The 14,775-nt window shown below is 35.5% G+C and carries 12 protein-coding genes; 1 reads left to right on the forward strand and 11 read right to left on the reverse strand.

Annotated elements, in window-relative coordinates; translation table 11 throughout:
* Window positions 1–11: 11 nt before the first annotated feature.
* The 7 genes from O1A01_RS22940 to O1A01_RS22970 form a co-directional block, all read right to left on the reverse strand.
* A complete protein-coding gene (locus O1A01_RS22940) occupies window positions 12–1,967 on the reverse strand; it encodes a TOMM precursor leader peptide-binding protein (protein WP_066417939.1) in 1,956 nt (651 codons plus the stop codon).
* 28 nt (window positions 1,968–1,995) lie between these two features.
* Window positions 1,996–3,462 (reverse strand): hypothetical protein, encoded by a 1,467-nt coding sequence (locus O1A01_RS22945; RefSeq protein WP_066417937.1) that lies wholly within the window; start codon window positions 3,460–3,462, stop codon window positions 1,996–1,998.
* A gap of 12 nt (window positions 3,463–3,474) precedes the next feature.
* Window positions 3,475–4,653: a hypothetical protein gene (locus tag O1A01_RS22950; RefSeq protein ID WP_066417934.1), complete on the reverse strand. Its 1,179-nt coding sequence runs from the start codon at window positions 4,651–4,653 to the stop codon at window positions 3,475–3,477.
* On the reverse strand, window positions 4,653–7,295 hold the full coding sequence (locus tag O1A01_RS22955) for a lantibiotic dehydratase (RefSeq protein ID WP_270065118.1): 2,643 nt from the start codon (window positions 7,293–7,295) through the stop codon (window positions 4,653–4,655). Before O1A01_RS22955 ends, O1A01_RS22950 begins: the two co-directional genes overlap by 1 nt.
* A gap of 47 nt (window positions 7,296–7,342) precedes the next feature.
* Window positions 7,343–8,086, reverse strand: coding sequence for an ABC transporter permease (locus O1A01_RS22960; protein ID WP_066417927.1), 744 nt, complete (start codon window positions 8,084–8,086; stop codon window positions 7,343–7,345).
* Window positions 8,087–8,101: 15 nt separating this feature from the next.
* A complete protein-coding gene (locus O1A01_RS22965) occupies window positions 8,102–8,782 on the reverse strand; it encodes an ABC transporter ATP-binding protein (protein WP_066417925.1) in 681 nt (226 codons plus the stop codon).
* 96 nt (window positions 8,783–8,878) lie between these two features.
* Window positions 8,879–9,031: a hypothetical protein gene (locus O1A01_RS22970; protein ID WP_157076670.1), complete on the reverse strand. Its 153-nt coding sequence runs from the start codon at window positions 9,029–9,031 to the stop codon at window positions 8,879–8,881.
* Between the two features lie 179 nt (window positions 9,032–9,210).
* Here O1A01_RS22970 and O1A01_RS22975 point away from each other — a divergent pair, with 179 nt between their 5' ends.
* A complete protein-coding gene (locus O1A01_RS22975) occupies window positions 9,211–10,089 on the forward strand; it encodes a helix-turn-helix domain-containing protein (protein ID WP_066417923.1) in 879 nt (292 codons plus the stop codon).
* 260 nt (window positions 10,090–10,349) lie between these two features.
* Here the strand turns inward: O1A01_RS22975 and O1A01_RS22980 are convergent, their stop codons facing one another.
* The 4 genes from O1A01_RS22980 to O1A01_RS22995 form a co-directional block, all read right to left on the reverse strand.
* Window positions 10,350–10,832 (reverse strand): hypothetical protein, encoded by a 483-nt coding sequence (locus O1A01_RS22980; RefSeq protein WP_066417921.1) that lies wholly within the window; start codon window positions 10,830–10,832, stop codon window positions 10,350–10,352.
* A gap of 535 nt (window positions 10,833–11,367) precedes the next feature.
* On the reverse strand, window positions 11,368–12,807 hold the full coding sequence (nhaC, locus tag O1A01_RS22985; RefSeq protein ID WP_084380514.1) for a Na+/H+ antiporter NhaC: 1,440 nt from the start codon (window positions 12,805–12,807) through the stop codon (window positions 11,368–11,370).
* 400 nt (window positions 12,808–13,207) lie between these two features.
* The gene (locus O1A01_RS22990) at window positions 13,208–14,128 is read right to left on the reverse strand and encodes a hypothetical protein (protein ID WP_270065119.1); all 921 of its coding nucleotides are present in this window, start codon (window positions 14,126–14,128) and stop codon (window positions 13,208–13,210) included.
* A gap of 67 nt (window positions 14,129–14,195) precedes the next feature.
* Complete coding sequence (locus tag O1A01_RS22995; protein WP_270065120.1) at window positions 14,196–14,714, reverse strand: hypothetical protein; 519 nt, start codon at window positions 14,712–14,714, stop codon at window positions 14,196–14,198.
* Between the last annotated feature and the right edge of the window lie 61 nt (window positions 14,715–14,775).

The raw sequence follows: 14,775 nt of genomic DNA on the forward strand, positions 1-14,775 counted from the left end.
TCTTTTACCTCCTAAGGGAAAGGATGTGGAAACGGATTAATATTTTTTTCTTCTATCGGCTGCTGTAGACGGTTCGCTATAACAGGGCCATTCAAAATTCGATCCATATCCAATCGACGATGTTGATGCCCAAAAGTCATCGTTAACATTCCTGGCACGAGTACTTTTACACAGCTAAGGTCAAATGATTTTATGAAGTCTCCCGTTATGTCCACAACATATACATCATCATAATGCTCATACATTCTATGAAGGAGTGTTTCTAAATCTTCCGTTAAATCCCAGCTTTTAAATGCGTTTGTTTCATACCACTCAGGATGTAGCTCTTTTAACGTTTTCTTTTCCTTCGTATTTGTCAGAAAGTCTAACCTTTCTAGAGCATCTGGATGAGAGTAAAGTAGGACGTGATCTTGGAACTCCGTCGCTTTATCTCCATCTTCAAAAATGGTATTTTTCCGTTGGACTAAATGCTCTTCCCCGAATACTTTGTTATAGACAGGCACAGAAGATACTACTTCAATAAACGCACTCATTAATGCTTTTTCAGGGTTAAAATGGCACCCAGCTGCAGAGTAAGTTTTTACAACCGCATCGGCATTCGTATTAACCATCAGTGCCCAAACTGTCGGTACCCCTAATTCCATTGTCGTATCAAAGAACTTAACTTCGTATCCATCGGCTTTAATGACTTCATTTAATATTCGGAAGTCTTCTCCTAAATCGTCAATATCGATTTCTACTAATTGTAATCGGTTATACCAAGACACGAGGAAATTATCTCTTTCAATCACTTCAAATAATCCGTAAAGAACCGCTTCCTCAATAGTCGAGCCTAATGCACATCCGTTCGAAGTTTCATAGACAAATCTTCTAGATTTATCTCTCACCATCTCATCTTTGTAAAAGACCATTTGCTCTGGAATAAGAATCGGTTTTTTCTTTTTTAACGAATATCCCCACACCCAATGAAACTTCATATCTTCTGAATACTGATGAAGTCGAAAATGTTCGTTCATAAGCTTTTCATCGTGCAGAGTGAGCTCATGCGGATCAATAGCAAATTCCTTTACTTCATTATAGGAGGCAAAAATGGTACTATTCGATTTTCGGTTATAAACGTTCGAATAACGTTCCAACCCTTCTAAATACGCAGAAACTTCCGAGCTTTTAAAATCAAACGTACGACCGAATGCACCTTCGTTTTTATCGCTCTCGATATAGTTTTCTGTTCCAACCATCGGTACATATTTTGATTCCACTTCGAAATAGCTATGCTTCGTTTTCCCTGTTTTCAAATCAACCATTTTCTTTTTAAATGGTTCTGGATCTAAATCAGTTTTTAAACGATGAATAGTTCTTGAAGGTTTTTCTCGACGTACAAAATGAATTGTCGCTAGTTCCTCACTATCTTCCGGTAATTCACCACAAGACGGACAATATTCATGTTTATAAACAGGATGCTCATGAATACTTTTTTTGTCATCATTTATAACAATTACTTTATTTTCGATAAATGCTAACCTACCACTTACAGAAAGATTCACCCACGCTAGCACTTCCTGGCATACAAATTCAAGAAATTGATCTTTCCATAAAGAAGAACCTTTGCTCGTTTCTACATAGTTATAGTCTCGATACAAAACAATCGATTCTTCAGGTTGGTTTACAGAAACTCGCTCATAAAAACAGTCAATACAGCTACTCGTTTTACCCGAATAAAGCGGTCCAACAATTGCCGTTTCAAATAGAAGATTTGCCCGCATGTAGCTAATATTATATTCTCTACAATGGGAAACCACTTCTTTCTCATAAGAGGAATCAAAAAAGTCATATAGTCCGACGATTAGTGATCTCTCTGTTACCTCTTTATAGGAATCTACTACTTCTATTTGGATAGGTAAGCTTGTATGTAGCCTTTGCCATACGTTTTGTAATTGTGTCTGACGATTTAGTACAAAGACCTTCATTACTCTCCCCCCTTTTTCATGTAATCACTTACACTTCTTCCAGTTTTTCCAGTGCAATTTTGTAACAACTAGTTCCTGTATCAGCTAATAACGTATTATGTTCCCAATTCCAGATGCGAATAGACATACCTAACGTTCTTAACTGCTTGTCCACTTCTTCTTTTAACTCATTACTATGGGAAATATAAATTAGCTCACCTAACGAGGAAACTTCCTCTCCACTTCCTTTTTCAAATGGTTTTTCTATGTTAAAAGCTTGCTTATTTTGTATATAGATGGCATAAAATTGTTGAATCGAATCTTCTATTAAACGATCAAAATTTAGACCATATTGTTCTACTTGTATATTCCCATTCATCACGATAAAAATAGCATATAAGTTTGTACCTTTAATTTGTTCCACAACTAGTTCCACTTGCTCTAAAGCATTGTTACGGCTAATCTGTAGTAACTTATCCATTAAGGAAGATTGAATCGTTTGCTTCGATAACGGTGAACAAAACCGAGCAATATTATCACCTTCGTGATTTTTAATATATTCAAAAACTTTTGGTAACACAGATTTTCCATATAACTCATCGTAGGAAGAGCAGCATACCCAAGTAACATCGTTATTACTTTCTCGATCATTTAATAAGGAGGAAAGTCCATCTTTCAACACTTCGTATAACGCTTTTAATGGATGGTCATCACTTTTATGCACAGCTACCGGTTTGTCTTCGAGTTTATAAGTTAATGAAGCGATTTTAAACGGTATTTGCTTGAGATCTCCATATCCGAATTGCTCAAAAATATATGGTGTTTCGGTTACGAATTTTTTAAATATATTAATCGGTTCATGGTAATATTCTGGTTGCATGAAAGAAAGGTCGTGAACATCCAGCCGTTCACTCGTCGCTAGCAAGTTTAGCAACGGATGTACAGGTGTAAAACGTTCAATAGCATCTCGATTTAACATATATATTTTCAACCCAACGGTATGAATATCGGAAGCTAAACTATAATGGACTGATTGCTTCAACAGATGCTCATCTATGAAGTGTTCACCCGGTATATTATGTTGAATATCTATTTTATTGATAAAAAGAAAGTTTTCAATTTGGTCTGCGAATCCGATAAACAAATATGGAACGGTATTTACCGGCAAGGCGACTACTAGCTTTTCATCCTTGTAGCTTTCAATAAGGTCGATTAATTTCATGTTGTCTATCGTTTTATCCTCTAAAAAGGATATAAACGTATAAGGAGTTTTTCCAGTTTGCTCACTCGGTCGATTTGTAGCATATTTATTCAATAACGCATTTAATTTTGGAATATTTAACCGTCCAACTTCATCGGAAGAGACATGACCCGTTTTTAACGCCGGTATGAGCGTAAGTAAAGTTTGGACAGCATCGTCATCTTTTATTTGATATCTTTTAGTCGCGGTTTTAATGATGATTTTATTTTCTAAATACGATAACCAAACGTCTCCTTTAATAAGTTGTTGTATCATATTTTTCTTCTCCTAACTTCTATTCGTTCCTATTTTTTCATAAATATCATCACCGTCGTATGTGTCTCCTCTTAAAGCTTTCAAGTCTTTCCAAGAGAATTGAAAATAAGATTCCGATGCATCACTAATTATTTTACAAAGCTTGTTTTTTTGTAACGGTGAAATATTTAACAACGGAAAAACGCTATATAAAAAATTAACTAATAATCGATATTTTAAAAATCCGATTGATTTAGAAAATTGAGCAAAGCCGTCACCATCCACAAACTCGTTATGAAATTCACTCATTTTATTGGAACTTTGAACAAAGGATGAGATGTCATGATATTCTTCAAATTGGATTTGCTTGTTTTGCAATCCTTCCTTAAACAGCTCATCTAACCGACTTGTCACATTCTTCCACTCTACCAACAGAGCTTTATCGTTTTCGTAATATTGGATGAAACTATCATCAATTTGCTGAACAAAGCTTCCAAAATCGGCTAAAAATTGCTGCATCAAGTCCGATTGCTCATTTATTTTCTGTTCAATGAGTGTTCGTTTTGATGGGTCCATACGTAGTAATTGCATGTTAAATCCTTCATAATGCGATTTAAAAGACATATATCCATACTTAATCCCTTTCAATACTTCCTGATCGAACTCGATAAAATATTGTTTTGCGACGATTAACATCAATTTCGTACTAAGTAGCTCTTTTTCCTCTTCAGTCATTTTCTTTAATAACGGGTAATGCTCTAGGAAAAATTTCGTCTTTGCAACTTCTATCTCTCTATATAGCGACACATCATACACTGTTTTTATGTCTGATAGATTAAATAATGAAAAATCGATAGTCTTATTTTCTTTTAACGGAACAAGATCACCCGGATAACGTTCTGCACGAGCTAAACGTTGTGACAGCTGCTCATATTTTTCATAATCAGCGTTCGTAACAGAATTTTCAAAGGACGACAGCTTTTCCTGAATGCAAGATTCAAGCTTAGCAAGAACTTCCTTTTCATTCTTTTCTCCAAGGATTTTGAAATATAGTGCGATGTGAGGTCCTTTTACCCAATTTTTTTGAATCATGCAATCCGTTATTTCAACCACTTCTTTACGGACGATATGCAGCATGTCATAAAAGAACAACCTTAACTGTTTCGTATCATAAAGAAATACCTTTAATAGATGAAATTCGTTTTTGTTCATCACTTAACTCCTTTGGATGTAAACTCCATTAAATATTCATCCACATATTTTTTCTCCGATCCTTCGAAGTCAGGAAATATTTCTGTTAGCAAAAAGTAAGGGGTATTCTCGATTTCCTTTTTGAACAAATTCCATAAAAGCGGACTCGTGAAATCGATATATTGTGGTTTATCAAATACACCTTCTAGCTTTTCTGCATTTTCCTCTTCCGAAGCTTGTCCCTTTAAGCTTTGCAAAAATAGTCTGGTCGGGATTTTTTGTTCTTCTAAAAAACGATGAAAATGTATAAATGCATCTAATTCAACGTCGGAATATTCTGTAAATATTTTCGTTGACACAACCCAGCAACGTCTACTTAGCACGAGATTGTCATTTAGCATTATTCTCGGAAAGTGTTGGACGATAAAATCATCTTTCATATTTAGCAGAAAGTCATCCATTAGAATAGAGCCTATATCTCTAAACAACACTCCGTTAGCAGATAGTGCGTGTAGCATGGCACTTATCGACGGGATGAGACGGGTCATGAGTGAGCCTAAAAATAAAATATTTACTTGTTCTCCTTTTGCAAACACATCTACTTTCTTTGAATTCTCGTTATATTGAATCTCTAAATCTTCCCAGCTAATAATACGGTCGAAATGTTCCGAATCAGCAATGCGGCTATTAGGTACATTCACACTATTTCTAGTAATTGCCGGTCGGACATTTGCATTAAAGCCATAAGATTTATATATATCGACGACATTTCTAGAATGGATCGTCTCACTTATGTATTTCTCTAATTTTGGGTTTTCTAATACATCTTTCATGTTGTAGAAAAATCGTAAAAAATAGGCGAGGTAACCACCATACATATCGTTTAGTACGACTTTTCCATCTGGATTTGCTTGTACGAAAAAGCTATTCGACTGAACGTACCCGCTTAACATATGTGACAATGGTTGTAATAGTTCTTGAACATACTCAGTAGTTATAACAATATCTTCTCTATCTCTGGTCGTCGCTTTTTCTTTCAAAAACTGAATAAATTTATTTTTAGCCGCATCTAATTGTTTTATTTCTTCAACATCATCAGTTAACTCTGTTTCACTAAACTGACTTCCCCATAAGTGGCCGGCATTTTCCAAAATGGCATTTAGAATAACTTCAATAACATCCTCCTGCTCATTATCTTGGAACGAAACTTTCTTATTACCGTATTTATTTACTACAAATTTTCCTAAAATATATTGTAGGCGTAACACTGCATCAAATATAACGGATAAATGTTGGAAAGTTTGAAGAGATTGATCCACTTCTTGCCAATCACTTTGCTTTTCATAACGTTTTTCCATCGTTAAAAAGTCTTGGTAGATTAATAGCTTTTCGTCCAACTCTGGCAGTTCTAAATGTACGGAAATTTCGCGGAACAACCGGACAATTTTTTGATAACTAATAAAACTATCCTTCACGCTAAGGCGGTCAAACTTATCTAACTGTAATTGTATCTCTGTTAAATTTTGATAGACGCTTTTGATTACTTCATCTTCTTCGATGACTTCTAACTCTTCTAAATGGCTTAGAAAATTCGGGATTGTCTCGTTACTTTGCTCTCGTAACGCTCTCGTCGGCTGAATAAAATCATTCTTTATAAGCGAGATTGTGTACTGCAACGCTTTTGTCTTATCCAATCCAACTTGTAGAAAGACATGCTCTAATTTTTCATACGTGAATGGCTCTTCGGACTTCAACGTTTCATACAAACTTCCAAGTAGTTGATTATATTTAATTTTCATTAATGTATCGGCAGTACGGAATATTTTTTTCCGCTTTTGAGGCTGGTCTGCCAACGTTGTCCAATAAAATCGATCCTCTAAAATGGTAAGCGTTTCGTTAAAGCGGAATTTCATTTTTGTAATGACAGACGGACGAAGTAATACTTTTTCGAATGCTCGAAGGAGAAAAGCAACGTTAATGTTCGTAATTGTATATTGCTCCCCTTCTCTTAAAAGTGGTGCATCCTCTATTTCGTCCGTAAACTCGCCGACGCCTACTTTCGTTAACGTACTAAATGGACTCGTTTTATGAGTGGCTCTCGTTAACACTTTCAACAACGTATTATCTAATTTCCGCTGTTTTACTCCATGTTTTTCAATTGGTGTATTAAAATAACTTCTAGCCTTTTCCATAATCGTAGATTGGATAAACTTCAAAGCATTCATTAAGGAATCTTCTCTAACGAACGTATCATGAAGATGTGAACGTTCTTTTAAACGAGTATGTTCATAGATTTCTTCGAGCTCTTCTTTTAGTTTTCTTGAGTGCACGTAAACAGCTTTAACAGCCTTTGCATCGTCTAGTAAACGGTAACGAGCTAGTACTTCCTCACACTTATCAACGCTATTAACTAGCCTTGGGCGAAGATTAAAGATATCTCGTTTTAAATTAATTAGCTTTTTCCGCTCTTGGTCATCTTGAACTTCTTTAATCTTGCCTTCCATATTACGAATGAGTTCATCTATACTCTCCGAGCGTTCTTGAAGAACGATATGATAGTTACTAACTTTTTCATAAAGTTCCCCAGACCCGAATTCTAACGTATACGTAAATGGGATATTGTTTTTTCTAACTAAAAATAATGGTAGCTTGTTTTCCATCATAACAACTCCTATAGATTGGCGCCAACCCACCTTTATTCGATTTATTATTAGTCATATTTAAAAAATCGAATGGATAAAATACCTGTGATAATCGTTGTTCCAATAACATAAAGCAAATGGTACGACTCCCATATATCTCCGCCATTCCAGGAGATTTGTAGTACTTTAACCGCATGTGTTGTTGGAAGGATCGACGCGATATTTTGCATGAAAGAAGGCATCAATTCCGTCGGAAATGTTACGCCACCTAAAAAGATAATGACAAAATATACTGCCATTGATAGTGTCTGGGATGTTTTTGGATCGGTTGTTAAATTTCCGATAAATACGCCAATAAAGTAGCACATCATAAAGGAAAGAAATAAAATGGACCCGAATGTGAGGAAGCTTTTTCCTTCAAAACTTAAATTGTACCTAGTTGCTGCTACTACTACTAATAACACAATCGTAAAAATGGCACATAATAGTTGTACAAGGAAGTTTGCTGATATAAATTGAATACTTTTCACAGAGGCTAATCGTAATCTTCTAAAAAAGTAAATACTTCTCATATAAGAAAATCCAATTCCAACGTTACCAATCGCGAGGACGACGACACTGAGGAAAGCAAACATTGGAAACGTAAAATCAATTGGAGCTATTTCCATACCATATAATTCTAATGAGTTGTTACTAATCTCTGTTTGCATGACTAAGAAAAAAAGAGGAGCGACAATCCCAAATCCTAATATGATCCATGTTCTTAGCAGCTTTTTTACTTCTAACTCAAATAGAGCATTAACTGTATTCATGATTTCCTCCCCTTATTACACACACTCTACAAAATATTGTTGTAAGCTATTATATTTGGATCCTATTAAAGCTCTAGGGCTAGTTGTTTGTTCTACTTCTCCATCTTTCAAAACAACTACTTTATTACAAAGGTCCTCCACCTCGTCCATGTAATGACTAATCATAACTATTGTTTTCCCTTGCTCATTCAGTTGCTTTAAATATTTTCTCATTTCATGTCTGCTAATAGCATCTAATGACGTTGTAAGCTCATCCAATATTAAAAGTTCAGGGTCATTTAATAAACTTAATAGAATATTTAATTTTTGCTTTTGGCCACCTGACAGTGTTTTAATGTATTGTTTTCTAACACCAGTTAAATCAAACCGCTCTAATAATTGATCGACTTTTGTCGCGTCTACGTTATAAATCTTCCTCCAAAGTGTACACATATCATCCACTTTTAAACGATCATCAAAATCACCAGATTGAGTCTGAACCCCGATCTTAGAATAAATATCTTTTTCTTGAAAGCCATATTTCACTTTCCCACTATCTTGCTTGACGAGCTGACATATAATATTGGTCAGTGTAGTTTTTCCAACACCATTTTTCCCGATTATCGCTAAAAAGTCCCCTTTCTCTACTGTAAAAGAAACACCTTTTAGAACTTCTTTTTTTCCATAACTTTTCTTTATATCAACGATCTCCAACATCAAAACCTCTACACCTCACTTACTCTTTCTTCTGAATTTTATGGAATGATGTTTACTAGCAAGCCAATGTAGCGCGTTTTCTATAAAGGCTTGAAATTAATCTTCTGTTGGAATATTACCAAATGGTGGTCCGCCAAAAATTCCGACACTACCATTCTCATTATTTTCTAAATTAGGTGTAGCACCTACTGTTATTCCTGCTGATAGTACAAAAAGGCCCATTGTTAGAATAATTAGTAATTTTTTCATAGTTATTTCCCTCCAAATTTTGTTTAATCTAGTATAATAATAGTAAAGGTTATAAAAAAAGCGAAACCCATATAACTTTCCTATAGGCCAATATACGGTCATTATGGTAACATTTACTACTAATACATAATCTTTTTACAGAAAATAAGAAATTTTTCATATTTTCCGGAGGTGCTGTTGTGATTAGTAATGAAGAATTAGGAGCAATCGTGAAAAAGATTAGAAAAGAAAGGAATATTACGCAGAAAGAACTAGCAAACGGTATTTGTTGTCAAACGACGATTAGTTATTTAGAAAAAGGGAAGGTTTTCCCTAGCATCGACATTATGTATTACATTGCTGCTAGATTAGGAGTTACGATTGATTACTTTTTTCGCACATTAGAAGAAGAACAAAACATTTACACGAATAGTACAGTCGCGATGATTGAAAAATTAACGAAAGAGAAAAGGTATGAAGAGGTTTATGAGTTAACAGCAGCCGAAAGAAAAAATATGAAATATACTATTTTCCCCCATAAATATATTCAATATATTCATTGGCAATATTGGCGATCTGCCCAATACATAGGTGTAGTTTCATGGGAGAAGTGCGTCGAAGAACTTAACAACTTAACGAACCATCAGAAGAAAGAAATCCCTAAGTTGCAAGATTTGCGCATTAAAAATGTATTGGCGAACGTATTAGCAGAGAATAAACAGCATGAAAAGGCAAAGCAAATTTATCAAGAATTACTACAATATGATGTTGATACACAAGAATACAATAAGTTAAAATTAAAAGTTTTTTATAATTTAACAAGATTATATGTAGAAGATGAAGAATACCATTTGGCAGTTGAAACTGCTCAACAAGGAATTCATTACTCCAAAAAAGTAGAAGATATGTCCGCCGTCGGTAACCTCTTATTCCAAATTGCATTATGCTATTTTCAACTAAATGAAGATAAGGCACGTACGAAACAATATTTTGAACAAGCAAAGTTTTTTTATGAATTTTTAGACCATTCGATACATGTAAAATATGTAGAAACATACTTAGCTCATTTAGAAAATTAACAACATGTCCATTTCTTCTTTGCGTAATGTTTATAGGTTAAATATACTATACTTTCGTATAGGTATATAGAAGTATAAAAAGGTAATAACTTCCTTACAGTTCGATAGAGTGGCCTGAGTGATTGTACCCTAGCGTAAAAACTATCTATACTCCAATCTTTCATTTCCATTTTTACATTACGTTAGTTCATCTAATTATTCTCCTATAAAACTAAAAAACTACCTCTCAACGACAACAGAGGTAGCTAATACAATTTATATCATTCATTCTCACTTATATCTTCCCAAACAATCTCAACCGCCCATTTATTAGCGAGCTTTTCTAACTCTTCTTCGTATTGAACATATAAAGAATCCGCTTCTTCATATAACGCTTCTATATCAGCTAAATCTCCATTTACCCAAGCTTTGTCTGCTTCAATTCGCTTACTTATGCTACTGTTATAAATATCGTGCACAGCTTTCAACTTGTTTTTCGATATCCCTTGCCCATACGTTTCTGCGTCAGTTAGCAATTCCTCCATTTTAGGAATCGAAACCTCTTGTGTAAAAACTAGTAATTCTTCTTCATCTTCTATTGCCCATTCTTGCTCGATAATCTCGTTGTAGCTGATTGCAAATTTGTCTGTCTCTTCTAGGTATGTCATCATCGCATCGGAATTTCCATTTATATGTGGTAGAAAAAAGTAACCTACAACTAACAACGGAATAATACCTAATAGAGCTTTTAATGGCTTTTTCATTCTATGTAGCTCCCTTTATAAAAAAATTGTATTACCAGGTAGTGATCTAAAATGGAGAAATACAATGCAAGACATTATACCTGCCTCGATTTTGTTTTCCATTTACATTTCGTCCGTTCCCGTAAATGGCGGGACAAACATCCTGTCCCCCGTCCATCTTCGTCCACACACCCTTCTACAAATTCATTATACGACGATTTTCGCTACTTGTGGATAATTTTTCAAAATAACTTTTATTTTTAAAAAATGACTGTGGATATTTCAAGTTATGCACGATTTTTGTTAATAACATTAGAGTAAGTCACAGTTTTGTGTGGAAAAGACGAAGGCACTTCCTGTTTGAGATATTTTATATCTTTCGGGGATGTGGATATGTAGGAGCAGTTTCTGTTTTATAAGTTAATTTGGGCCGGTGGAGATATTGGAACTCTACTCTACCGGCCCATTTATACATTTATCATATTTATTTTCCCATTAAATGGTGGGACAAGGGACCTGTCCCTCCGTCCACGGTGTGTGTCCCGGTGTCCACTTATTATGCTTCTACTGGGCGTGGTTTGTTGCTTTTTCTATCTTTATCTTTACGTTCGGATTCATCGTATTTCGTCATCGTTAACCCTGTTATTCCGTAGAACAAGGATACTAGTGGTGTAATGAGAGCTAAGAAACAGAATGGCAGATACGCGCCTGTTGCAACGCCTAATGTTGCGGCGGTGTACATTCCACTTCCCGTCCACGGAACGAGTGCTCCACCTTGTGTACCGGTGTCCTCTAAAATTCTTGAAAGATTTTCTGGCTTTAAATTGAGCTTTTCAAAGACTGGTCTCATTAACGTTCCACCCATAACGGTAGAGAAATAAATGGCACCTCCGATCGCTAACGTAAAGTAACTCACAAGAATCGTTACGAAAACTAACAAGCCTGTATGTTGAATTTTATATACAAACGAGGCAAGTAGCGCTTCTAAAGCTCCAGATTCCGCAAGCATTCCACCTAGTCCAAGCGCAAAAATAAATAGCGCAATCAGACCGAGCATACTTGCTAATCCACCACGAACAAGTAAACTATCAACTACTTCAATTCCTGTAGTTACACTATAGCCTTCATAAAAAATCGTTAGTGTTTCTGCAAAACCGAATCCTTGGTAAGCAACTGCTACGATGCCACCTACAGCAGAAGCAATAAATATAGAAGGAATCGGTGGTTTTTTCCATACTAATAATGTAATTAAAACAACTATTGGAATAAGCGAAACAATTCCTAAGTTAAATGTTTCGGACAAATAAGTGGTAAGAGCGCTTACGCTCGTTGCATCTACCGTACTAGCATTATATTGTAACCCCATCACTGTGAAAATAATGGCCGTAATAATATACGCTGGAACTGTCGTCCAAAGCATATGCTTAATATGAGTGAATAGCTCTCCACCTGTAACAGCTGGTGCTAAGTTTGTTGAATCGGATAGAGGTGATATTTTATCTCCAAAATACGCACCACTAATAATAGCACCTGCCGTAATTGGAGCTGGAATACCAAGACTTGTTCCGACTCCCATCATCGCAATTCCTGCCGTACCGATCGTTCCCCATGATGTACCGGTCGACATGGACACTAATGAACAAAATACTAACGTAGTAACTAAAAAATATTGTGGGGACACTGCCTCAATACCGTAATAAATTAAAGTAGGTACGGTACCTGACGCAATCCATGCACCGATTAAAATCCCGACGGTTAATAAAATAAGTCCAGGCTGTAACGCCCTTGCCATCGATTTCATCATCGACTTCTCTACTTGCTTATAGGAAAAACCTAGTCTCATCATAAATGGAATCATCACAAGCATACTTATAAACATCAGAATTTGAATCGGAGCACCAAAAACTAACAACCCTACAGAAATAATTGCTATCGCGGAAATTAACATCAATAGTGAATACTTAAACGACGGTTTAATAATCGTATCGGCTTCCAACTAACCACTCCTTTAAATTTTTCTAGCCTACAATCATTTAGGATATATTATAGTGAATTAAAGCTCATTATTGTGAATGTACACTGCATGATCCGTAAGACTTGCGTTTTTCTAAATGATTAAGAGGTATATATTAATGGTAACGGCAAAACTATTTTCTGTAAATTCAGTTAATCCTCCGTATAACGCGATATACTCGAACAGAACGGAATTAACCACCCTATATGATGTAAATCTCATACAATCCCTCTCATATAATCCAAAATAATCACCATTATGGACAGCGGGACACATACCGTGGACGGAGGGACAGGTCCCGCGTCCCACCAAAAACTGGATGTACGCGACACAAGTAGAACAAAAAAAGGACCGCCATAGCAATCCTTTTTAATATAATTTATTAATTTTGGAACCAGTTGTATAGTGCTTCTGATTCAATAGACAGGTATGGTGATAATGTTGCCGGGAAGTTGACAACGCCCTCAACTGATAAATCAAGTCGGTCCACTCTAGATCTCCATGCTTGTGTTGGACTAGCATAATATTCATTTTCCGTTACGACTCTGAAATACATAATTCCGTTGTGCAATTCTTCTGTTACAGTTACTTTTCCGACTCTCGTTTCAAAGTCTCCATTTCCGTCTCCCATCAGAATTTCTACTACTCTCATTCCATTATCATTCGTGTAGAAAACAACTTCTTTATTTGTCGTCGTTCTAGTACTACCGTTATGTGTTGCTTTAAATTTCACTTCCCCAGTGTAGTAAGGAGGTCCTTCTGGTTCTGTCGGTTCTTCTTCAGGATCAACTTGAGTTGCTACTACTTCAATTTTTACGTTGCCAGATTTACCTTGGAACGCGATATCATTATTGCCATGAGGCCAATCTACCATAACGCGATATTTTTCAACATCTCTTTCTGGTCTAAATGTCGCCGCATAATCCACTGTTACCCATTCATCATTCATTAAACGTTGTAATGTAAGGTTTAATGGAGATTCGTCATTTACTAACAGTTCACCAGTTGGGGTTAAACTCACACTATATTCTACTGGAACATTCGTCTCATTCTTATTTATATGAAAAGTATAAGCTTCTAGCGGCTCCATTCCAGGAAAAAGGTTTCCATCTAAATGAAACTCACCATCTTTTATTGTTTGTCCATCAGCATTTACAACATCAACATTAAACGTTGCTGCAGTTACCACATTGTTTGAGCTAGTGAAACTTTTACTAAAATAAGCAATAGTTCCAAAAACAGTAACAGCAACAATTAAAAATAACGCAGATAATCCTAATAATAACTTTTTGTTTGTTAACATATATTCATCTCCCCCAATACAATTCTTAATAAAGAACGTTCATTTCAAAAAAAATAAATCTCGTGCATTATTTTAAATCTGCCTGTTTGACTATAAGTTCAAAATCAATTTTCCCCGTTTTTCCTTGAAAGTTAATATCATTGCCGCTATGAAGCCAACTCACTAACACTCTATATGTTTCTACATCACTATTTGGCGTTATCGGCTTATTGTAATCTTGCTCAACCCATTTCTCCCCTACTAATTTCTCTAACGTAATTAGTATTGGTGAGCGGTGATTTTCTGGGAATAAACCTCCACTTTTTAAAAAGTTCACGATATACTCTACAGGTACTGACGAATCATTATTGCGCACTTGGAAGCTGTACACTTCTTTGTTAGTTATTCCCGGATAAAAATCTCCGGCTAAATCAAATTGTGCATCTCCTATAGAAATACCATCTGGTCCAACTGCATCTACTGAAAATGTTGCTGCAGTTAAAGAATTGCTCGCACTCGTGAAACTTTTAGAAAAGTACGCCATTGTACTCACTACAACAATCATAATGAATGCCAGTCCAAATAAACTTATCATCCATTTTTTCATATTATTCACCCCCTCTAATATGCTTGTCCTTTCTATCTATATAACCACCCCCTTATAAGTA

Origin of the sequence: Sutcliffiella sp. NC1, from assembly GCF_027594365.1 — a bacterium.
Classification (GTDB): Bacteria; Bacillota; Bacilli; order Bacillales; family Bacillaceae_I; genus Sutcliffiella; species Sutcliffiella cohnii.